18 protein-coding genes are annotated in these 21679 nt (G+C 71.4%); 7 read left to right on the forward strand and 11 right to left on the reverse strand.

What is annotated here, in order from left to right; translation table 11 throughout:
- Positions 1–91 precede the first annotated feature (91 nt).
- Complete coding sequence (locus ACFQ7Q_RS13060; RefSeq protein ID WP_383553399.1) at positions 92–1156, reverse strand: AI-2E family transporter; 1065 nt, start codon at positions 1154–1156, stop codon at positions 92–94.
- A gap of 164 nt (positions 1157–1320) precedes the next feature.
- On the opposite strand from ACFQ7Q_RS13060, the gene ACFQ7Q_RS13065 reads away from it, so the two are divergent.
- Together ACFQ7Q_RS13065 and ACFQ7Q_RS13070 are read left to right on the forward strand one after the other, a co-directional pair.
- The gene (locus ACFQ7Q_RS13065) at positions 1321–2175 is read left to right on the forward strand and encodes a DMT family transporter (RefSeq protein WP_383553401.1); all 855 of its coding nucleotides are present in this window, start codon (positions 1321–1323) and stop codon (positions 2173–2175) included.
- Positions 2172–3359, forward strand: coding sequence for an MFS transporter (locus tag ACFQ7Q_RS13070; protein WP_383553403.1), 1188 nt, complete (start codon positions 2172–2174; stop codon positions 3357–3359). The genes ACFQ7Q_RS13065 and ACFQ7Q_RS13070 overlap by 4 nt, the downstream gene beginning before the upstream one ends.
- Before the next feature lie 8 nt (positions 3360–3367).
- On the opposite strand, the gene ACFQ7Q_RS13075 is transcribed toward ACFQ7Q_RS13070, so the two are convergent.
- Positions 3368–3766 (reverse strand): molybdopterin-binding protein, encoded by a 399-nt coding sequence (locus ACFQ7Q_RS13075; RefSeq protein WP_383553406.1) that lies wholly within the window; start codon positions 3764–3766, stop codon positions 3368–3370.
- Positions 3767–3893: 127 nt separating this feature from the next.
- On the opposite strand from ACFQ7Q_RS13075, the gene ACFQ7Q_RS13080 reads away from it, so the two are divergent.
- Positions 3894–5354 carry a basic amino acid/polyamine antiporter gene (locus tag ACFQ7Q_RS13080; RefSeq protein WP_383553409.1) on the forward strand — a complete coding sequence of 487 codons (1461 nt, stop codon included), beginning with the start codon at positions 3894–3896 and terminating at the stop codon, positions 5352–5354.
- Positions 5355–5412: 58 nt separating this feature from the next.
- Positions 5413–6678: an arginine deiminase gene (locus ACFQ7Q_RS13085; protein WP_383553412.1), complete on the forward strand. Its 1266-nt coding sequence runs from the start codon at positions 5413–5415 to the stop codon at positions 6676–6678.
- A 44-nt stretch (positions 6679–6722) separates the two neighbouring features.
- On the opposite strand, the gene ACFQ7Q_RS13090 is transcribed toward ACFQ7Q_RS13085, so the two are convergent.
- Both ACFQ7Q_RS13090 and ACFQ7Q_RS13095 read right to left on the reverse strand, forming a co-directional pair.
- On the reverse strand, positions 6723–7367 hold the full coding sequence (locus ACFQ7Q_RS13090; RefSeq protein ID WP_383553414.1) for an FxLYD domain-containing protein: 645 nt from the start codon (positions 7365–7367) through the stop codon (positions 6723–6725).
- Between the two features lie 31 nt (positions 7368–7398).
- Positions 7399–7887 (reverse strand): DUF1269 domain-containing protein, encoded by a 489-nt coding sequence (locus ACFQ7Q_RS13095; protein WP_383553417.1) that lies wholly within the window; start codon positions 7885–7887, stop codon positions 7399–7401.
- A gap of 153 nt (positions 7888–8040) precedes the next feature.
- On the opposite strand from ACFQ7Q_RS13095, the gene ACFQ7Q_RS13100 reads away from it, so the two are divergent.
- Positions 8041–8484, forward strand: coding sequence for a WD40 repeat domain-containing protein (locus ACFQ7Q_RS13100; RefSeq protein WP_383553546.1), 444 nt, complete (start codon positions 8041–8043; stop codon positions 8482–8484).
- Between the two features lie 12 nt (positions 8485–8496).
- Here the strand turns inward: ACFQ7Q_RS13100 and ACFQ7Q_RS13105 are convergent, their stop codons facing one another.
- The 7 genes from ACFQ7Q_RS13105 to ACFQ7Q_RS13135 form a co-directional block, all read right to left on the reverse strand.
- Positions 8497–11430 carry an NHLP bacteriocin export ABC transporter permease/ATPase subunit gene (locus ACFQ7Q_RS13105; RefSeq protein ID WP_383553549.1) on the reverse strand — a complete coding sequence of 978 codons (2934 nt, stop codon included), beginning with the start codon at positions 11428–11430 and terminating at the stop codon, positions 8497–8499.
- A gap of 79 nt (positions 11431–11509) precedes the next feature.
- Positions 11510–13636, reverse strand: coding sequence for an NHLP family bacteriocin export ABC transporter peptidase/permease/ATPase subunit (locus ACFQ7Q_RS13110; RefSeq protein WP_383553553.1), 2127 nt, complete (start codon positions 13634–13636; stop codon positions 11510–11512).
- A 146-nt stretch (positions 13637–13782) separates the two neighbouring features.
- Entirely contained in the window at positions 13783–14589 is an 807-nt protein-coding gene (locus tag ACFQ7Q_RS13115; RefSeq protein WP_383553420.1) for an HlyD family efflux transporter periplasmic adaptor subunit, read from the reverse strand.
- Between the two features lie 97 nt (positions 14590–14686).
- A complete protein-coding gene (locus tag ACFQ7Q_RS13120) occupies positions 14687–14938 on the reverse strand; it encodes a hypothetical protein (RefSeq protein WP_329112854.1) in 252 nt (83 codons plus the stop codon).
- Positions 14939–15365: 427 nt separating this feature from the next.
- Positions 15366–16616 carry a VWA-like domain-containing protein gene (locus ACFQ7Q_RS13125; protein WP_383553424.1) on the reverse strand — a complete coding sequence of 417 codons (1251 nt, stop codon included), beginning with the start codon at positions 16614–16616 and terminating at the stop codon, positions 15366–15368.
- Positions 16613–17836 (reverse strand): AAA family ATPase, encoded by a 1224-nt coding sequence (locus ACFQ7Q_RS13130; RefSeq protein WP_383553427.1) that lies wholly within the window; start codon positions 17834–17836, stop codon positions 16613–16615. The genes ACFQ7Q_RS13125 and ACFQ7Q_RS13130 overlap by 4 nt, the downstream gene beginning before the upstream one ends.
- Before the next feature lie 62 nt (positions 17837–17898).
- Positions 17899–19299: a hypothetical protein gene (locus tag ACFQ7Q_RS13135; protein WP_383553429.1), complete on the reverse strand. Its 1401-nt coding sequence runs from the start codon at positions 19297–19299 to the stop codon at positions 17899–17901.
- A gap of 134 nt (positions 19300–19433) precedes the next feature.
- Here ACFQ7Q_RS13135 and ACFQ7Q_RS13140 point away from each other — a divergent pair, with 134 nt between their 5' ends.
- A complete protein-coding gene (locus ACFQ7Q_RS13140; protein WP_383553431.1) occupies positions 19434–19565 on the forward strand; it encodes a hypothetical protein in 132 nt (43 codons plus the stop codon).
- A 10-nt stretch (positions 19566–19575) separates the two neighbouring features.
- Positions 19576–21630 (forward strand): prolyl oligopeptidase family protein, encoded by a 2055-nt coding sequence (locus tag ACFQ7Q_RS13145; RefSeq protein WP_383553433.1) that lies wholly within the window; start codon positions 19576–19578, stop codon positions 21628–21630.
- Positions 21631–21679: the final 49 nt, after the last annotated feature.

The raw sequence follows: 21679 nt of genomic DNA on the forward strand, positions 1-21679 counted from the left end.
CGTTGTCGTCGGGCACCCTATCCAAACCGGCGCCGTCCATGCCCCCTCCGGAGCGTATGAGGCCGGGGCCCGTGACCCGCCGTCCGGGGGCTCAGTCGCTCTCCGGTTCGTGCGCCTCACGGAGCGCCGTGCGGACCGACCAGATCACCGACACGAGCGGCACGGCCACCACCGCACCCACGATGCCCGCCGCGATCGTCCCCGCGATCACCGAGATCGCGACCACCAGGGGATGCAGCCGCACCGCCCAGCTCATGACGAGCGGGTGCAGCAGATGTCCCTCGATCTGGCCGATGACCACGATCAGTCCGACCACGATCGCCGCCACCACCGGCCCTTGCGAGGCGAGCGCGACGATCGCGGCGACCGCGAGCGCGACCGGCGAGCCGATCAGCGGGATGAAGGCGGCCATGAACTCCAACAGGGCGAGCGGTACCGCCAGAGGGACCCCGAGGAGCCAGAGCGCGAGACCGACGAGGATCGCGTTGACCGCCGCCACCAGCACGATCCCGTGGGTGTAGCCGGTGAAGGTGCGCCAGGCCGCGCTGCCGCCGATCGCGACGCGGCCCCGCACCGACCGCGGCAACTGCTTCTGGAGCCAGGTCCACTGACGGTCCCCCGAGTGGATGAAGAACACCGAGCAGAACAGTGCCAGAGCGAGAGTGGTGAGCACGGCCACCAGATGATGCGCTCCGCTCAGCGCCCTGCTGATCAGAGTCGAACGGTGGCTCGACAGATACTGCTCGATCTTGGTCTGCACGTTCGAGAGGGAATCCGGGTTCAGCCGGAACGGCGGCTGCTCCAGCCAGGACTCGATCCGTTCGACGCCGTCCCGGAACTCGCGCACCAGCGTCGTCCGCTCGCCCTCCACCGCCTCGCCGACCAGCGCGAGCACGCCGAGCACGAGCGCGATGCTGCCGAGGAGGGTCAGGGTGACCGCCAGCGGGCGGGGCAGCCCCCGGGCGACCAGATCGGCGACCGGACGCAGCAGAGCGGTGATCACCAGACCGAGGAACACCGCCACCCCGATCTCGTGGAAGCGTCCGAGCAGCGCGAACAGGCTGTACACCGCGGCTCCGACGACGAGCAGACGCCATGCGTAGGCGGCGGCGGTGCGGAGGAACGGGACCACCGTCGGTGGTGTGCCTTGCTGCATGGCCAACGACGTACCACCGGGAACGCGGCGGACCACGCCCGAGCCCCGACATTCGCCCGAGTTCGGGGCCCGAGGGGGTCCGGACGGGCGAATACCGGCAGAACGCCGGGGTCCGGCCGGTGTCGTCGCGGCGGCCGTCGGCACGTGCCGGTGAGTATCGGGGGATGGGCATCGTCCTGCCGGTCGTGTTCGCGGCGTTCGCCGCGTTCAGCAATGCGCTCGCCACGGTGCTCCAACGCCGTGCCGCGCTCACCGTCCCCCAGTCCGATTCGTTCCGGCCCGGGCTGATCCTCGATCTGCTGCGGCGGCCGATGTGGCTGGCCGGCATCATCGCGGTGATCGCGGCCGGGGTCGGGCAGGCGGCGGCGCTGGCGACCGGCCCGCTGTCGCTCGTCCAGCCGCTGTTCGTGCTCGAACTGCCGCTCGCGCTGCTGATCGCCACGCTGATGACGCGGGAGCGGCTGCCCAAGGCGCTCTGGCCGGCCGTGGCAGGGGTGGTGGTCGGGCTCGGCGTCGCGCTCGTGGCGGCGTCCCCCAGCGGAAACCGTACGCACGTGGAGCTGGAGCGCTGGATTCCGGCGCTCGCGGTGAGCTGCGCCGCGGTCCTGGTGCTCGCGGCGGTCGGCCTGCGCAAGCCCCCCGGCCGCGCCCGCGCCGGATGTCTGGGCGCCGCCACGGCGATCTGTTACGCGCTCACCGCGGCCCTGATGAAGGCGGCCATGCACATCCTCGACGACGGCGGCCTGGGCGCGTTCCTGACGACCTGGCAGACGTACGCCTTCTGCCTGACCGGGATCGCCGCCCTTCTGCTGCTCGAACACGCCATGCAGGGCGGGCCGCTCGTCGCCTCGCAACCGGCGCTGACCCTGGGGGACGCCACGGTGAGTCTCATGCTGGGAGTCCTGCTGTACGAGGAGCACGTGCGGGGCGGGTGGTGGCTCGTGCCGCAGCTTGTCGGAGTCGGCCTGATCGTCTTCGGTGTGTTCGCCCTGGCGCGGGGCGGGGTGAGCACCTCATGACCACGACCATCTCGCGCCGGCGGAGCCGCCCGGGCTACAAGTCGGCGGCGGCGGTCTTCGCCATCGGCATGGCCGGTACGACGCTGCCCACACCGCTGTACGGGCTGTACCGCGAGGAGATCGGCTTCTCCGAGCTGATGGTGACGGTCATCTTCGCCAGTTACGCGGTGGGTGTGATCGCCACCTTGCTGCTGGTCGGCAACTACTCGGACGAGGCGGGGCGCCGCCCCGTCCTGTTCTGCGCGCTGGGCCTGGCGGCGGCGAGCGCGGGGTGCTTCCTCCTGGAGGGCGGTCTGCCGTTCCTCTTCGCCGGCCGGCTGCTGTCGGGCTTCTCCGCGGGGCTGCTGAGCGGGGCGGGCACGGTCACCGTGCTGGAGCTGGCGAGACCGGAGCGGAAGTCACGCGCCGGCTTCGCCGCGACCGCCGCGAACATGGGCGGCCTCGGCTGCGGCCCCCTGCTGTCGGGACTGCTGGCCGAGTACGCGCCGATGCCGCTGACGCTGCCGTTCCTGGTCCACCTCGGGCTGGTCTGCGTGGCCTGCGTCATCGTCCTGCTCCTGCCGGAGACGGTCGCCCACGCCCGTCTGCGGACCCGGCCCCGGCCGCCGGGCCTGTACGTTCCGCCCCAGGTACGCGGCGTCTTCACCCCCTCGGCGCTCGCCGCCTTCGCCGGGTTCGCGCTCCTCGGACTTTTCACCGCCGTGGCGCCGAGCTTCGTCGCCCAGACCCTCGACATCACCAACCTGGCGGTCTCCGGCGTCGTGGTCTTCTCGGTGTTCCTCGCCTCGACGGTGGGTCAGTCGCTGACCGGGAAGCTGCCGGTGAGCGCCGCGCTGCCGCTGGGCTGCCTGGTCCTGGTGCTCGGCCTCCTGCTCGTCGGAGCCTCCCTCCGGGCGGAGGCGCTGCCCCTCCTGGTGGCCGGCGCGGCCTGCGGCGGGCTCGGCCAGGGCCTCTCCTTCCGCGCCGCCCTCACCGCCGTCGGCGACGCGGCCCCGCCCGCGCACCGGGCGGCGACGATCTCCTCGTTCTTCGTCGTCGCCTACACGGGCATCTCCCTGCCGGTGGTGGGCGTGGGGGCGTTGACGATGTGGGTGGGCCTGGACGCCGCCGGGCTGATCTTCACCGCGTGCGTCACGGTGCTCGCCGCGACGACCGGCGTCTACCTCGCGCGGCGGAAGGTGTGAGGTCGCGGTCAGCGCAGGTCGACGTGGACGTTCGTCGACTTCACCCGTGCGGTGACGGTGACCCCGACGTCGAGATCGAGCTCCTCGACGGACTCCCGCGTCACGAGCGACACCAGCCGATGCGGACCGGACTGGACCTCCACGAGCGCGGCCACGTCGTCGACCCGGACCGACGTCACGATCCCCACGAACGAGTTGCGCACGGACGTGGAGACCTCCTCGTCCGCCACCGCGTACACCCCGGAGCCCCGCTCCTTGGCGAAGGCGGCCAGACTCACCCCGTCGATCACCCGGTTGCCCGCACCGTCCCGGTCCACGCGCAGCCGCCCACCGTCGGCCCACCGGCGAACGGTCTCCGAACTGACTCCGAGCAGCTGCGCTGCCTGCCCAATGCTGTACGACGGCACAGGGGAACTCTAGGCCACCGTGCGGCTTCGGGACGGAGCGGGAGCCCGTGAGCCGTCGTCCCTCGATCGCACCAACCGGGCGCCGCCCGGAGTGCTCGGACCACCCCGTTCATGAAGGATGTGGGCAATGACGAACGCGGACACGACCACGGATCCTGCCGCCGACGGATCCCCGCCCGTCGCCAAGCTGACCCTCCTCACGCTGACCGCGATGGTCGTCGGGTCCATGGTCGGTGCCGGGGTGTTCTCGCTGCCGAGTCGGTTCGCGCAGGAGACCGGGGTCGCGGGGGCGCTCATCGCCTGGGCGGTCGCGGGTGTGGGCATGTTGATGCTCGCGTTCGTCTTCCAGACGCTCGCGGTGCGCCGACCGGACCTGGACGCGGGTGTGTACGCGTACGCGAAGGCGGGCTTCGGCGAGTACCTGGGCTTCTTCTCGGCCTTCGGCTACTGGGCGAGCGCGTGCGTCGGGAACGTGACGTACTGGGTGCTCATCATGTCGACGATCGGCGCGATCGCCCCCGCACTGGGCGACGGTGACACCGCCCTCGCGATCATCCTCTCCTCCGTCGGCCTCTGGTCCTTCTTTCTCCTCATCCGGCGAGGAGTGAAGGAGGCGACGGCGATCAACAGGATCGTGACCGTCGCCAAGCTCGTGCCCATCATCGTCTTCATCATCCTGGCGCTCGTCTATCTCGAACCGTCCGTGTTCGCGGACAACTTCGGCGGCGCCGATTACGCCGGCTCCCTGTTCAGCCAGGTCCGCGGGACGATGCTCGCCACCGTCTTCGTCTTCCTCGGGGTGGAGGGCGCCAGCGTCTACTCCCGGCACGCCAAGCGCAGGGAGGATGTCGGGCGGGCCACCGTCCTCGGCTTCCTCAGCGTCTTCGCGATCTTCGCCTCGGTCACCATCGTGTCGTACGGAATCCTTCCGATGAGCGAGATCGCCGAACTGCGCCAGCCCTCGATGGCCGGCGTCCTGGAGGCCGCCGTCGGCACCTGGGGCAAGGTCTTCGTCAGCGTCGGCCTCATCATCTCCGTGCTCGGCGCCTATCTCGCCTGGACCCTGATGGCCGCCGAGGTGCTCTTCGTCGCCGCCAAGGACAAGGACATGCCGCGCTTCCTGGGGCGCTCCATCGGCGACGACGTACCCGCGCCCGCGCTGCTGATGACCACGTCCCTCAGCCAGATCGTGCTTGTCGTCACCGCCTTCTCCGACGACGCCTTCAACTTCGCCCTCGACCTGACCAGCGCGCTCAGCCTCATCCCGTTCCTGCTGGCCGCCGCGTTCGCCGTGAAGATCGCGCTGCTGCCGCAGCGGGAGAAGGTCACGGGGCGGAGCACGCGGTGGGAACTCGTCGTGGCCGTCCTGGCCACGGTCTACACGGCCTTCCTCCTCTTCGCGGCCGGGCTCAAGTTCGTCCTCGTCTCCTTCATCATCTACGCGCCGTCCACCTTCCTGTTCGTCAAGGCCCGGCGCGAACAGAACCGGCGCCTGTTCTCTCCGGCCGAGGCCGTTCTCTGTGCCGTCTCCGTCGTCGGTGCCGGCATCGGCATCGCCGCGCTCGCCGTTGGCTGGATCGAGCTCTGACCGGTCGACCCACCCACGTACCCGCACCCGCAGCTTCCTCCGGAAAGGCGCACGCACCATGACGGGCAACGACACCACCCCCTCCCCGCGCAGCCTCGGAGTCCACTCCGAGGTGGGAAGGCTCCGCAAGGTCCTGGTCTGTTCGCCCGGCCTCGCCCACCGCCGGCTGACTCCGACCAACGCCGACGATCTGCTCTTCGACGACGTGATGTGGGTGGAGAACGCCCAGCGCGACCACGCCGACTTCGTCAACAAGCTGACCCAGCGCGGCGTCGAGGTCGTCGAACTGCACGATCTGCTCACCGAGACCATGGCGATCCCCGAGGCGAAGGCATGGCTGCTCGACCGGAAGATCATCGCGAACGAGGTCGGCCTCGGCCTCCTCGAAGACACCCGCGCCTTCCTCGACTCCGTCGCCCCGCGCCGGCTGGCCGAGTACCTCGTCGGGGGCCTGTCGACCACCGATCTGCCCGACGAGTTCCGGTCCGGGTACGTCGCCCTCGCCCGCGAGGCGACCGGGGTACGCGAGTACCTGATGCCGCCGCTGCCCAACACCCTCTACACCCGCGACACCACCTGCTGGCTGTACGGAGGGGTCACCCTGAACCCGCTGTACTGGCCCGCGCGCCACGGCGAGACCCTTCTGATGAAGGCCGTCTACACCTTCCACCCCGACTTCAAAGACGCCACCGTCTGGTGGGGCGATCCGGAACAGGACTGGGGCCAGGCCACCTTCGAGGGCGGCGACATCATGCCCGTCGGCAACGGCGTCGTCCTCATGGGCATGAGCGAACGCACCTCACGCCAGGCCATCACCCAGGTAGCCGCCTCCCTCTTCGCCAACGGCGCCGCCGCACACGTCGTCGTCGCCGGGATGCCGAAGCTGCGCTCGGCGATGCACCTCGACACCGTCTTCACCTTCGCCGACCGCGACATCGTCACGCTCCACCCGAAGATCATGGACGCGGTCCACACCTTCTCCCTGCGGCCCGGCGACACGGCCCCCGGCGTCGAGGTCACCGACGAGGGCACCACGCCGTTCGTCGAGGTCGTCGCCAAGGCGCTCGGTCTGCCCGGGCTCCGGGTGATCGAGACGGGCGGCGACGTGTACGCCTCCGAGCGTCAGCAGTGGGACAGCGGCAACAACGCCGTCGCCCTCGAACCCGGCGTCGTGTTCACGTACGACCGCAACACCCAGACCAACACGCTGCTGCGCAAGGCGGGCGTCGAGGTCATCACGATCGTCGGCGCGGAACTCGGCCGGGGGAGAGGCGGCGGGCACTGCATGACCTGCCCTCTGATCCGCGACGCCGTCGACTTCTGACACGCCGGGGGCCCGCCTCGATGCCGGGGCGGGCCCGAAGGCGCTCAGTAACGCTGAGCCTTGACCAGCTTCGGGGTCAGCACCGGCTCGGGCGGCTGACGGCTGATCACCAGCGGCTGGACGCGTTGGCCCGGTGCGAGGTCCTCCGCGCCGACGAACTGGGTCTCGACGGTCTTGCCCGAAGCGTCGAGGAAGTCGACCTGCACGGCGTAGGACGCGGTGGCGTCCGTCCTGTTGGTGATGGTGACGACGACGGTCAGCAGGCCGCCGGAATCGGCGCGGGGCTTGCCGGTCATGGAGACCTCGCTGAGGGCGTTCCCGCTGCCCTGCACGTTCTTCAGGGCGTCCTCGGCCGCCTTGCGGGAGCGCTCGACCTCCGCGCCGATCGACGCCTTGCGCGACGCCTCGCGGGCCGATGCCGACGCGGCCGCCGAGGAGGCGGAGGCCCGCGCGGACTCGACGGCCTCCTCGCCGGCGGAGGCGACGTTCGACGGCAGGGAGCCGCTGAACGACGCGGTGTCGGGCGCCGTGGGCCGATCGCTGAAGGTCGGGTTGCCGCTCCCGCTGTCGCTGTCCGTGTCGCACGACATGAGGGTCGCAGCGCCGACCGCCGCGACGACGACCGCCATGGCGGCACTCGCCGCGCGACGGCGGACCGGGCGGTTGTGGTGGGGTGACGAAGTGTTCACGAAGGACGTCCTCTTCCGGAGGCGGGGGCCGCTACTGGGGGCCGGCGAGCTGCTCGGCCAGTTCCTTCTCGTCCGCGTCGCTCAGCGAGGTCTTCAGGACCGTGCCACCGTGCGGCTGCATGGCCACCGTGAACTTGTCGTCCGTGAGCTTCGACGCCATGATCACCACGGCCGCCGAACCTGGCTCCAGCAGGTGCTGCACCCGCTGCCGGAACTGGTCGTCGAGACCGGACTTGCTCAGCTTGCCGATCAGCCCGCCGACCGCCGCGCCGGTCAGCAGTCCGACCCCGGGCAGCAGGAACAGCAGACCGAAGATCGCGCCCCACACCGCCCCGGACGTGGCGGACGCGCCCACGATGCGGCTCGTCGTGTCGACATGCGTATCGCCGTCCGCGTCCACGGAGACCACCGCGAGGCCGTTCAGATGGACCACGTAATCGCGCTGGAGGTCCTGGACCGTGGCGAACGCGTTCTGTGCGACCTCAGGGTCGTCGTATCCGATGACGATGAGCTCATACACGCGTACCTCCACGGGAACAGGCCAACGGAACGAACGATATGTCCGAATTGGGGGAGTGGCACGTCGTGTGCCCCCGGTCACCGGCCGAGTGGGGGGCAGACCGCCGTACCGGCCCTCGTCGCGGTGGATCCTCGATAGGCTCGACGACCGCGAATTCGTCGAAGGAGACCACGGCACGATGACGGCGCCCGACCCGATTGCGTCCGCGTCCTGAGCGGCCACGACGGACCGGTGGCGGCCGTGTGCCTGAGCGCGGACGGCACCCGGATCCTGTCCGGCGGCTCGCACGGCGACCGCGCCGTCCGGCTGTGGGACGCGGCCACCGGCGACTGTCTGCTCGTCCTCGACGAGCAACCGGCCCGGGCGACGGTGGTCAGGCTCACCCCCGACGGACGTCACGCGGTGTCCGGTGGACGGGACGGCGCCGTACGGGTCTGGGACACCGGCACCGGTCGCTGCCTGTCCGTCCTCACCGGACACTCGGGGCGGATCAACGACGTGGCACTGACCCCCGACGGGCGGTTCGCGCTGTCCGGCGGCTCGGAGGGGACCGTGCGACTCTGGGAGCTCGACTGGGAACTCGCGGTCGGCTCCTAGGGACGGGTCCGGTCAGCGCAGTTGGCGGCGGACCAGTTCGTGGAACAGGCCGCCCGTGTCGGCGAGCAGTTCGGCGGGCGTGCCCTGCTGGACGATCCGGCCGTCCGCCATGGCGATCACGCGGTCGGCGTCCATGATCGTGGACAGCCGGTGGGCGATCACGACACGGGTCGCGTTCAGGGCGCGGGTGGACTCGATCACCACCCGCTGGGCCTCGTTGTCCAGCGCGCTGGTGGCCTCGTCGAAGAAGAGGACACGGGGCCTGCGGATGAGGGCCTGGGCGATCATCAGCCGCTGACGCTGACCGCCCGAGATGGTGCCCCCGCCGTCGGACAGCATGGTGTGCATCCCCATCGGCATGGCCTTGATGTCCTCGGCCAGACCCGCCATCGCGGCCGCCGCCCACGCGTCCTCCAGCGGGAACGGCTCCGTGCCGCAGATGCAGTCGAGGATCGACCCCGAGAAGGGCTGGGCGTTCTGCAGGACGACACCGCACTGGCGGCGCACGGCCGCCTGGTCGAGCGCCGCCAGATCCTGACCGTCGTAGCGCACACTGCCCGACATCGGCCTGTCGAAGCCGATGAGCAGTCGCAGGAGGGTCGACTTGCCGCAGCCGCTGGCCCCGACGATGGCGACGAACTCGCCCGGCCGGACCCGGAAACTGACGTCGTCGAGGACGAGGGGGCCGTCGTCGGAGTACCGGTAGGAGAGGTTCTGGGCCTCCATGGCGCCGCTCAGCTCGCCCGGCGGGGTACTGGAGCCGCGTACCTCCGGGGTCTCCCGGAAGACCGGCTTGACCTGCTCGAACATCGGCTGCACGGCGGCGGCCGACAGGAGCGCGCCCGTCAGCTGCGTCACCGAGGAGAGCATCATCGTCACGGCGGTGCTGAAGGTGAGGAACTCGCTCGCGGACATGGAGCCCCGGGCCGGTCCGGCCAGCAGCATGAACATCACGAGGGTGCACAGCGGCAGACAGACCGCGTTGAGGACGGCGACCACGTTCTTGAGGCGGCCGACCCTCTGCTGCAGCTCTCGCGTGCGGGCGAACTCGTCGGCCCACGCGGCGTAGGCGAAGCTCTCGGCCGCGGCGACGCGCAGTTTGGGCAGACCGCGCAGGGTCTGGAACGCCTGGTTGTTGAGCTTGTTGCCGATCTTGATCAGCTGCCGCTGGTACCGCAGCTGCCACAGTCCCAGGCCCAGGAACACGGCCGCGATGACGAGCAGCATGGCGAGCGCGGCGAGCGCGAGCGGCACGCTGTAGACGAGCAGCAAGACCAGGTTCATCGTGCCGACGGTGCCCGCCTGGACGACGACGGGGCCGATGCCGGACAACACCCGGCGGATGGCGCTGATGCCCATGGCCGCACTGGCCAGTTCGCCGGTGGAACGGCCCGCGAAGAACCTCGTCGGCAGCCGCAGCAGCCGGTCCCACACCGCGGGCTGCAGGGTGGCCTCGATCCGGCCCTCCATCCGCAGGATGGAGACGTTCTGCATCAGCATGAACGCGGCGGACACGATGCTCGTCGCGAGGATCGCCAGCGCGGTCTGCACGATGAGGCCGTTCTCGGCGTTCGGCACGTACTCGCCCAGCACCTTGCCGGTGGCGATGGGGATCAGCGCCCCCAGGCCGACCGCGACCAGCCCGCCCAGCAGGAGACTCCGCAGCTCCGTGCGGGTGCCCCGCACACTGAAGCGCAGGAGCGACGGCAGGCCCAGCGGCCGGTCGGGCAAGGGACGGTAGAGCATGACGGCGCGCGGTTCGAAGAACTCCTCGTTGTCCTTGCCGATCCGCTCCCGCTCGCCCGTGGCGGGGTCGACCGCCTCGTACCGGCCGCGCCGCCAGAGCAGGGCGACCGGGGTTGCGTCCTCCTCGCGGTAGCCGACCAGGGGCCCGCCGTACTCCTGCCACCACTTGCCGCCGAGCTTGATGGCGCGGGTGCGGATGCGCGAGGCGAGCGCGATGCGCTCGACCGGGTCGAGACGGGCGGAGGCGGCGCCCGCGTCGGTCGGTTCGGACAGGGTGATCCGCGCCTCGTCGGCGACCAGCCGGCACACGGCGTAGGTCGCGTCGTCGCCGGCGCGACCGCGCGCCCCCTTGCCTGAACCGCCGCGGGAGCGGCCGATGGAGTCGACGAGCGCCTGGTCCGCCTGCGTACGGGCGGCCTCGCCGGCCTCGATCCCGGCCGCCGTCCGGTCCTCGTGAGCGCGTTCGAGCTGCTCGATCCAGGTGTCCAGGGCGTAGAGCAGCCGGTACTGCTGGTCGACCATCCCGTGCCACATCGCCTGGTCGACCAGCAGGGTGCCGGCGGTGTCCTCTCCGTACCCTCCGTCCCCGCCGTACCCCTCGTACGCGGCGCCGTACTGCACGCTGCCGGGGACGATCTGCATCCAGAGGATGTCGTCGTCCGCTCCGCCCTGTCCGGTCGGGGCGGCGGGGCCGCCCAGCGGTGCCTGGTACAGGACGCGCAGACCGCGGCCGACGCCGAGCGCGAAGGCGTACTCCAGGGGGCTCAACTGCGGTTCGACCGCGCCGTACTGGGTCTGCTCGCCGGACCACTGACTCGCCGCCCACTGGCCGGCGGAGAACGACAGCTCCCGCAGTTCGACGCGGCGCAGGACGCAGCCCTGCAGGGGGCGGCCGATCAGCGTGTGCTCGGGACCCTCCACCGGACCGAGCAGCAGGGTGCCCGCCTCCAGCCGGCCCAGGAAGTGCCAGGGGCCGAGCTGGGCGCTGTCGACGGCGAACAGGTCCATGGCGCCGTCGACGACGAGCCACAGCACGTGCGGGCCTTCGAGGGGGACGCTGCGCACCCCGGCGCAGTCGACGGCGGAACCCAGTCCGCCGAGCGCCGCGACGACGGGGTCGTGGACACCCCCGGCGTGCTGCCCGCCGACGACCGCCGGGCCGTGGCCCGCGAGCGCGGGGTCATGGCCCGCGACCGTCACGTCATGGCCGTGGACCGCGGGCTGGCCGCCCGGGACCGCATGGGGGTCGTGGACCGTGTGCTGGTGAGGGAACGTCACCTCAGTGCTCCTTGACCAGTTCGGCGTACGGGCCCTGCGCCGCGACCAGATACTCGTGCCGTCCGCGCTCCACGACGGTGCCCCGGTCGAGCACGACGATCTCGTCGCTGTCGCGCACCGTGCTCAGCCGGTGCGCGATGACCACGCAGGCGCAGCCGCGGCGCCGCAGATTGTCGATGATGAGCTGCTCGGTCGCCGCGTCGAGGGCGCTGGTCACCTCGTCCAGGACCATGATGCTGGGCCGGCGTACCAGCGCCCTGGCGATCTCCAGACGCTGGCGCTGTCCGCCGGAGAAGTTTCGGCCGTCCTGCTCCACGCGGCTGTTGATGCCACCGGGACGCCGCGCGACGACGTCGTACACGGCCGCGTCCTCCAGTGCGGCGACCACGGCCTCGTCCGGGACGGAGGGGTCCCAGAGCGCGATGTTGTCGCGGACGGTGCCCTCGAAGAGGAAGACGTCCTGGTCGACGAAGGAGACCGAGGCGGCCAGCGCGCTGCGCGGGATGTCCTCCAGCCGCATCCCGTCGATGCGGATGGTGCCCTCCCACGGGGCGTAGAGGCCGGAGATCAGCCGGGAGACGGTGGACTTGCCGCTGCCGGAGCCGCCGACCAGGGCCACCTGCTGACCGGGACCGACCGAGAGCGAGAAGCCCTGCAACAGCGGGGCGTCCAGCGGGCTGTAGCCGAAGGTGATGTCGTCCAGCTCCACATGGCCCTTGAGCCGGCGGGTACGGGCGGCCGGCTCGCGCCGTGTGTAGAGCGGATCGACGGGGAAGTTCTCCACGTCCTTGAGGCGGGCGACGTCGGCGGCGAAGTCCTGGATGCGCCCGGCCACGCCGTTGAGACGGGTGATCGGCGCGGTGAAGCTGGTCACCAGGGCCTGGAAGGCGACGAGCAGACCCACGGAGAGATGCCCCTCCACCGCCCGCAGACCACCGATCATCAGGATCAGCGCGCTGTTGAGCGCGGCCAGGGTGGGGGCGACGACCGCCAGCCACGCGCTGGGCATCCCGAGCCGCTGCTGGACGTCGAGCGTGATCGCGTGCTGCCCGGCCCATCGGCGGAAGAAGCCGTTCTCGCCGCCGGTGGCCTTCATCGTCTCGATGAGCTGAAGACCGCTGTACGAGGTGTTGGTCAGCCGGGCGCTCTCGGCGCGCAGCTTCTGGGTGTTGGTGGCCCGCAGGTGGATCACGACCCGCATGGCCACCACGTTGAGCAGGGCGATCAGCACGCCGACGACCGTGAGCTGCGGGTCGTACGTCCACAGCAGCACGGCGTAGAGCAGCACGACGACGGCGTCCACGCCCGCCGCGGCCAGGTCGCGGGCGAGGGTCTCGGCCACCGCGTCGTTGGACTGCAGGCGCTGCACCAGGTCGGCCGGGTTGCGCTGGGAGTAGAAGCTGATGGGCAGTCTGAGCAGGTGCCGCAGGAAGCGGGCGCTGCCCAGGGTCGAGGAGATGATCCTGCCGCGCAGCAGATTGGCCTGCTGCACCGCGGTGAGCGTCGCGGTGAGCACGAGGGTGGTCGCCATCGCCACGAAGAGGACGCCCAGCAGGGAGGTCTGGCTCCCGATGAGGAACATGTCGATGTACGTACGGCTCAGCGCGGGCACCCACGCGCCGACGGCCACCAGCAGCAGGCTGGAGATCACGGCGGCGGCCATCGTGCCCGCCGTGCCGCGCAGGCGGGCGGGCATGGCGCTCATGACGCCCGGCTTGCGCCCGCCCCGGCGGAAGCCGGCGCCGGGCTCGAAGGTGAGCACGATGCCGGTGAAACTGGTGTCGAACTCGTCCATGGGGACGAACCGGCGGCCCTTGCCGGGGTCGTTGACGTACACGCCCCTGCGGCCGAAGCGCCGGCCCATGCCGTCGTAGACGACGTAGTGGTTGAACTCCCAGAACAGGATGGCCGGAGCGCTGACCTCGGCCAGCGCGGCCAGGTCCATCTGCATCCCCTTGGCCTGGAGCCCGTAACCGCGCGCCGCCTTCAGGAGGTTGCTCGCACGGGAGCCGTCACGGGAGACGCCGCAGGCGATGCGCAGCTCCTCCAGCGGCACGAAGCGGGCGAAGTGACCGAGCACCATGGCGAGGGCGGCGGCGCCGCACTCCACGGCCTCCATCTGAAGCACGGTGGGGGTACGGACGGTCCGGGGCTTCCTGCCCTTGGGAGCGGGGCGGCGCCGACGCTCGGCGGGCGGAAGCCGACGGGCCGAGGAGCGTGAACGCGAGCGTGCCCGGGTCCCCTCGGACTCCTGGGCCGCCTCCCCGCGGGCGCTCACGGCAGCAGCCAGTCGACGGGGCGCTGCGCGGAGAGGTGGACGGCGCCGGTGACCGGCGTACCGGAGTCGATGGTCGTCGGGGGGCCGTCCGTGGAGGACCAGGCGTAGCCGGACCTGGTGGCGGAGGAACGCTCCAGTGTCACGAGCACCGCGATCGGATTGCCCTGCCGGGAGAACTGTGCGGCGAGCCCGCTGTCGCCGAGGAAGCTGCCGATCTGCGCCTGCGTCTGGGGCGCGCGGCCCACCGCCTTCACACGCCCGCGCAGCACTCCGAACCGGCTCCGGGGCACGGACTGGACGTTCAGGTCGACCGCGGCGCCCACCTGGATCGTCGACGCGCTGTCGCCGGGTACGTAGACCATCGCCACCAGCGGATCGTCGGGACGCGTCACCCGCTCCACCGTCGCCACGTCGGCGCCGGTCGTGACGACCGAACCCATCCTGGCGAAGAGCGTGGTCACCCGACCGTCGGCGACCGCGCGCACGGGTCGGTCGCCCTGTTCCGTACGGACGGTGAGGAGCGCCGTCCCTGCGGACACGGACGTGCCCTCCTCGACGAGGACGTCGGTCACCTGTCCGGCGACCGGGCTCTGCAGCAGGTAACTGCCCTCGGCGCGGGTGAGGATGCCGGGCGCGCTCAGCTTGGACGACACCGTGCCGGTGAGAGCCCAGAACCCCGCGATCGCCATGACGACGACCGTGACGACCAGCACCAGGCGGCCCTGCGGGCGCGCGAAGCGTACGGGGACGTCGAGCTCTTCGGGCGATTGCAGCTTGGAAAGTGCCTTCTGGCGGAACTGCACGGACTATTCCTTCAACTGCATTTGTTTCGGTTCGGCACGGGGGAGGCCATGAACCCCGGAACCGGGAAGGTTCCGGGGTTCATGGGCAATATTCCGCTCAGAGACCGGCGAGACCGGTGACGGCGGAGGTGTTCACCGAAAGGCCGGTGACGTTGGAGGCCAGGCCGGGGACGCCGGCGACGAGGCCCTCGACACCCTGAACGGTCTGGAGGGAGGTGACGGCGCCAAGGACGTTGGTGACGTCGCTGGTCGCAGCGCCGGCGACGCCGCCGGAGATGCTGACGAGGCCGCCGGAAACGGCGTCCAGCTCGGTGTCGGCGATCTCGCGGGTCTCAAGGTCGTTACGCATGTTGCGCACCCTTCATTGGTTGGGGGGATTCCATTCCTGCGGTCATTCAGCAGACCGAAACTCGGCCGTACTTCACGACTGCCGCAGCGCGGTGATCCAAGCACGCGAACGGGCTACCCGGCCAATTCCGTTGACGTCCTCACACGCGTGGTTGTGTACCTCGGACAGCAGCCGTGCAGCTAATTTCACCGAACGGTGACACCTTCTCCGCAGGAACGAGTAACAGATCCGGGCGACCCGTCGCGTGCGGGGTATCAATGGGGCAGAGCCGCACCACACGGACGGGATCGGCCGACCGGATCGAGGAGCAATGAAGGGGGCGCATCCAGGTCACGCGCACGATGTGCAGGTTTTCGACAGGTGCGATGACTTGGTGGAGAGGGTGCGGTCCGCGAGGTACCCGATCGGCGCTCCTCACGCGCAGGGGCTACCCGATGTCGACCACACGTGCCCAGTCGGGCGGCGAGTCGGGGACGTAGTCGGGATCGTCCTCGTCCCACGAACGGTTCGAGTACGGCCTCGGGAACAGCCCCACCACCGTGCGGCACGGAGGCCGGGTCTCCGGCCACGGTGTCTGACCGTCGGTCAGGACCACGACCACATCGGGCGCCGGCCGTGACGCGAGCGCCTTGGCGAAGCCCGTCCTCAGATCCGTACCCCCACCGCCCATCAGCGGGATCCCCTCGGAACGGCACAGCTGGTGCACGAACCGGGCCGCCGCGTCACACGGCAGCACGGTGACGAGGTCCCGACGGCCGCCCACGGCACGGGAGATCGCGGCCACCTCGAGGAGGGCGCTGCCCAGCTCGGCGTCGCTGACCGAGGCGGACGTGTCGATGACCACGGACACCCGGGGCGGCATCCGCCGCAGACTCGGCAGCACCACGCCCGGCAGTCCGGCCGACCGCCGGGCCGGCCGGCCGTACGTGTAGTCCTCGCCCGCTCCCGAGCGGGCCGCCGCCGAGCGGATGGCCGCGCCCAGCAGATCCCGCCAGGGCTGCGGAGGATGGAAAGCCTCCTCCGCCCACCGCTGCCATGCCTTCGAGACGGTTCCGGGACGGCCGGTGATCCCTTGCGCCACCCGGAACCGCACCGCGTCCCGCTCCTGAGCACTGAGCCCCTGCGCTCCGTCCGGCCCGAGGTCCCACTCCCTTTCGAGCCCGTCGGCGCCGCTTCCACAGTCCAGCCAGGCGATGTCCCGTGTCCGGGCCCCGAGGGAGAACCGGCGCAGGTACTCCTCCATGAGCTGCCCCGGGTCGAGCCCCAACGTCTCGGGCAGGACGGCGCCTTCGGGCCGGACCAGGCCGTCGCCGAACACGTCGTCGTTGATCTCGCAGTCCGCGGCGATGTTCATCCGCAGCCGCTCCCCGGGGCCCGTCAGTCCGTGCGCCCGCGCCAGCCGGTCACCGCGTCCGTGATGGTCGCGCAGCAGATGCGAGACCTCGTGCACCCATACCCCGGCCAGTTCCTCCACCGGGGTCCGGTCGACGAACGCCGGTGAGACATAGCAGCGCCAGTACCGGTCGACGGCCATCGTCGGCACCCTCGTCGACTCCACGGTGTGCAGGGCGAACAGAGCCGTCGCCAGATACGGCCGCACCCGCGCGGCCTGGAGCCGGGCGGCGAAGAGCTTGTCGCGGTCCAGGGCCTTCGGTGCTCCCGGTGCGTCCGCGCTCATCGGCCGGCCTGTGTGGCGAGCGCGGCCCGGGCGCATGCCCGGTCGGCGCGCCGGGACACGGACACCACTCCGGCGAGCCGTTCGATCGACTCCGGCACGTCCCACTCCTCCCGGCGCAGCGAGGCGAGGGTGGTGGCGGGGACGACCACCAGGTCAGGGGCTCCGGTCTCCATCGCCCGCACCAGCAGCGCCCACGCCGAGTCCCAGCGGGACTTCTCCGGGCGGGCGCGGACCGCCGCCACCACACCGTCGAGCACGGCCTGGCGGAGATCTCCGCGCTCGGGCAGGACGGCGCTCGCGGGGTCGGCGAGCAGCGTCTCGGGGTCCGGGAGGTCCAGCCGGTCCAGACTCGCGAGCAGCTCAAGACCGGGACCGTCGCCGACGGTTCCCCTGACCAGCATGGACAGCACGTCCCGGGAGGAGCCGGCCGCGGTCGCGAAGGCGATCAGATGCAGGGTCATCTCCCAGCTGCGGGGTGACGGCCACGGGCCGCCCCTGCGGCTCTCGTTGCCGGGGATCTGGTGGACGAGCTTGGGCCGGGCGCCGAGCAGCCCGCACACCGCACGGCGGGCGAAGGCCACGGCCTCCGGGATCCTCGCCGCGTCGAGCCGGGGCAGCGTCGCCCGGGGCCAGGTCCCTCCGAGGCCGCGGACGACGACCTCGTGGTCGTGGACCCACTGGAGATGGACGAACCGGTTGGCCAGGGGCGGGCTCAGTTCCCAGCCGTCGGCCGCCGAGGACCGCGGATTGGCGGCGGCCACGATGCGTACGCCGGGCGGCAGTTGCAGGGCCCCGATCCGGCGTTCGAGGACGAGGCGGAGCAGGGCGGCCTGCACGGCCGGCGGGGCGGTGGACAGCTCGTCGAGGAACAGCAGCCCTCGGCCGGCCCGTACGAGTCGTACGGCCCAGTCCGGCGGGGCCATCGGGACACCCTGCTCCGCGGGATCGTCCCCGATGATCGGCAGGCCGGCGAAGTCCGACGGCTCGTGCACGCTGGCGATGACGGTGGTGAGCGGCAGGTCCAGGGTGTCGGCGAGCTGGGTGAGGGCCGCGGTCTTGCCGATCCCCGGCTCACCCCACAGGAGCACGGGCAGGTCGGCGGCGACGGCCAGGGTCAGCGCCTCCAGCTGGGGGTCGGGGCGCGGTTCCGTGGTGGTGTCGCGCAGGAGGGCCAGCAGGTCGCCGGCGACAACGAGTTGGGACGGGGCGTACGAAGGCATGGGTGATCACCTGAGGACTCGTCGTGAAGAAGATGAAGGGGGTGCGGGGACGAAGCCCCGGGTCAGTGGGTGGTGGCGTGCCGCGGGCGCGTGCGGTGGCCGGGGCGCCTGGTGGGCCCGGGCCGCATACGGCCGGGGCCGGGGCCGATCAGCCCGGCCCTGAACAGGCCGTAGGTCAGGCGCCGTTGGGCGGCCGCCTCCAGCTCGTCCCGCAGCGCGCCGTCGCGCAGAGTCGCGTCACGGCCGAGCAGGCCCTCGACGACGGCCAGCGCGCCGGCGATGTCGCCGTGGTGCAGGCGGTCGCGGACCCCCTCGAGGCAGTCCGGACGACGGTGCGCCCGGTCGATGGCCTGGAGACAGGGGAGCGGGGTGCCGGACAGCGCGGCCAGCAACTCCTCCCGGCGGATCTCGACCGGGTCGTGGTCCAGCGGGGACAGCACCCCGTCGACCAGACCGATCCGGTGACGGGCTCCCCGGCACTCCACGATGTGAGGCTGCCCCGTCCGGTCCGACGGCCGTGACCCGGGCCGAGGCAGACCGGGTACGAGTGCGGAGGCGACCAGTGGGTGCAGCCGGTCGGCCTCGATCAGTCCGCCATGGAGCAGTTCGAGGTCGGGCAGCACCCAGGTCGCCGCGTCGGGCAGTACCGGCAGCGCGGAGACGCCGCCGTCCGCGGGCGCCTCGGCGATCCGCATCGAGGGTGGTCCGAGGCCGTCCCGGTCCGCGACCAGGTCCAGGAGCAGCCGTTGCCGGGACCCGACGCGCACCGTGACGGTGCCGGCGGCCCGTCCCTCGGCCCGGAGCAGCAGGCCAGCCTCGTCGGCCCACCGGTCGACGGCGCAGCGGAGGTCCCGCGGCACCGTCCCCCGTACATCCGGGATCGTCGGGGGACGGCCGTCGTCCGGCGGCGGCGCGGATCCGGACCGGGTCCGCAGTTCGTCCGTCCTGCGCGCGTCCCACAGATGGCGATGCAGGTCGAGACGGAACCGCCGGCTCGGATGGGGGTGCGGATGGCGGCGGGCGCTCGGCTCGGAGTGCGATCCGTCCCACAGCGCGAGGCTGATGCGCTGACCGCCGTCCGCCCACGCGGGCGGGGTACGGACCACGAGGTGGACCGGGCCCGCGCCGTCCGGCCCGACGGTTTCGTAGCGGGCCAGGGCGATGGTCAGACCAGGGCGCAGCAGTCCGTCGGGAGCGACCCTCGGGAGATGCCAGCGCAACAGGTCGGGTGCCAGATGGCGGAGGTCGGATCGCACCCGGGTCGCGAGTTCCCGGCCGTGGGTGCGCGAGACGGATCTCAGGTCGAGATCGACGTCCACGCCGGCGGCGGCGCAGGCTCCTGCCCAGTCACCGGCGGAGCGGCGGGCGGTCGCGGTCTCGATCATGGAGGGCGGCACGGCGAACTCTCGCACGCGCAGCCAGAAGGAAAGCGGGGAATTCCCGTACGCGGTGTCGGTGAGCATCAGCACTCACCTTGCGTGGACGGGTCCCCCAATCTGTGGAGAGAGTGAGTAGTCATCGCGGTGATCATAGAGCCCCATCGCCTCGATCTGCCAGGTGTTCCGCCCGCCGGATCGCGGGGCCGTAGGGTGGGGCCATGGGAGACACACCGCACCAGTCCGGCGCATGGGGCCAGGGTCGCGATCCTGAGCGGCGGCGGATCGGTGTCCTCGGCCGGTCGTCGACGATCCTGGTGATGGTCGCGCCGTTCACGCTCCGGCCCTGGTGATCGGCCCTCCATGACGACGCCGCGCGAGGACGACGACCCGTACCTGTGGCTGGAGGACGTGGAGGGCGAGGCCGCCCTGGAATGGGTGGCCGAGCGGAACGCCGAGACGGCGGCCGCACTGGCCGCCGACGCGGACTTCACCGCCCTGAAGGAGAGCCTGCGCGAGGCGCTGGACGCCTCTGACCGCATCCCCTACACCGCTCGTCGCGGAGCGTTCCTCTACAACTTCTGGCGGGACGCGGCGCACGTACGCGGCGTGTGGCGGCGTACGACGCTCGAGCAGTACCGCAAGGACGCCCCCGAGTGGGAGGACGTCCTCGACCTCGACGCGCTCGCCGCGGCGGAGGACGAGAAGTGGCTGTGGGCGGGGGCGCGGGTCCGCCACCCCGCGTACGACCGGGCCCTGGTGTGTCTCTCGCGCGACGGTGGGGACGCCGTGGTGGTCCGTGAGTTCGACCTCGCCACGCGGGTCTTCGTCGACGACGGGTTCCAGGTCGGGGAGGCGAAGACGCGCATCGGCTGGATCGACGCCGACACCGTCTTCATCGGCACGGACCTCGGGCCGGGCTCGCTGACGGACGCCGGCTATCCGCGCACCGTGCGCCGATGGCGGCGCGGTACGCCGCTGGAGGAGGCCGAGCAGGTCTTCTCGGCGGACACAGTCGATGTGGCGGCGTCGGGGTGGCGCGACACCACGCCCGGTTTCGAGCGGGACTTCGTCGCCCGTTCCCTGGACTTCTTCCGCAGCGAGACGTACGTCCTCGCCGCCGGCGACACGCTCGTGAAGATCGACGTTCCCGACGACGCGGACTCCTACGTCCACCGCCGGCATCTGATCGTCACCCTCAAGTCCGACTGGCTCGGGCAACGGGCGGGCTCCCTGCTGGCGTTCGAATTCGACGCGTTCCTGGCGGGCGACCGGACGGCGGCGGTGCTGTTCACGCCGGACGAGAGGACCGCGCTGGCCGGGCACTCGTGGACCCGCCGGCATCTGATCCTGGAGACGATGAGGGACGTGAGCACCCGCATCGAGGTCCTCACCCCTGACTCCGAAGGCGCCTGGGCACGTACACCGCTCACGGACGTTCCGGAGCTGTCGGCCGTCACCGTCGTGGACACGGATCCCGACCTCTCCGACGAGTACTTCCTGGATGTGTCGGGGTTCCTGCAACCCTCCACCCTCTACCGGGGAGAGATCGGCGCCGACACCGAGATCCTCAAGCAGGCTCCGGCGCGGTTCGACACGGCCGGCCTGACGGTCGAGCAGTTCTTCGCGACCTCCCCGGACGGGACGCGGGTGCCGTACTTCGTCATCGGCCCCGACCGCACCACCACCGGCCCCGGACCGACCCTGCTCTACGGCTACGGAGGCTTCGAGGTCTCCCTCACCCCCTACTACGGCGCCGTGAAGGGCCGTGCGTGGCTGGAGCGCGGGGGCACGTACGTGATCGCGAACATCCGGGGCGGCGGCGAGTACGGACCGGACTGGCACCAGGCAGCGCTCGGAGCCCACCGGCCGCGAGCCTTCGAGGACTTCGCGGCCGTCGCCGCGGACCTCGTGGCACGGGGCATCACCACTCCCGCCATGCTCGGCGCGGCCGGGGGCAGCAACGGCGGGCTGCTCATGGGCGCGATGCTCACCCGCCACCCGGAGCTGTTCGGCGCGATCGTCGCCCAGGTGCCGCTGCTCGACATGCTCCGGTTCCACAAGCTCCTCGCCGGGGCTTCCTGGATCGCCGAGTACGGCAATCCGGACGACGAAGCCGATCGGCCCCACCTCCGCGCGATCTCGCCCTACCACCGGCTCGCCGAGGACCGTGTCTACCCGCCGGTCCTGCTGATGACCTCCACCCGTGACGACCGTGTCCACCCGGGTCATGCCCGCAAGACGGCCGCGCGACTGCGCGAATTCGGCCACGAGGTCCTGCTCCACGAGAACACCGGCGGCGGCCACGCGGGCGCCGGCGACAACGAACAGGCAGCCCACAACGACGCCCTGCTCCACACCTTCCTGTGGCAGCGGCTCATGCGCGGGAAACGTGAAGAGCCCGCGCCCACGGTGTGAGGGCTTGTAGTCGCCTCGTACCTTTTCCGTCAGCGAATTCCTACGAGTC

Origin of the sequence: Streptomyces sp. NPDC056527 (assembly GCF_042794475.1) — a bacterium.
In the GTDB taxonomy this organism is placed as follows: domain Bacteria; phylum Actinomycetota; class Actinomycetes; order Streptomycetales; family Streptomycetaceae; genus Streptomyces.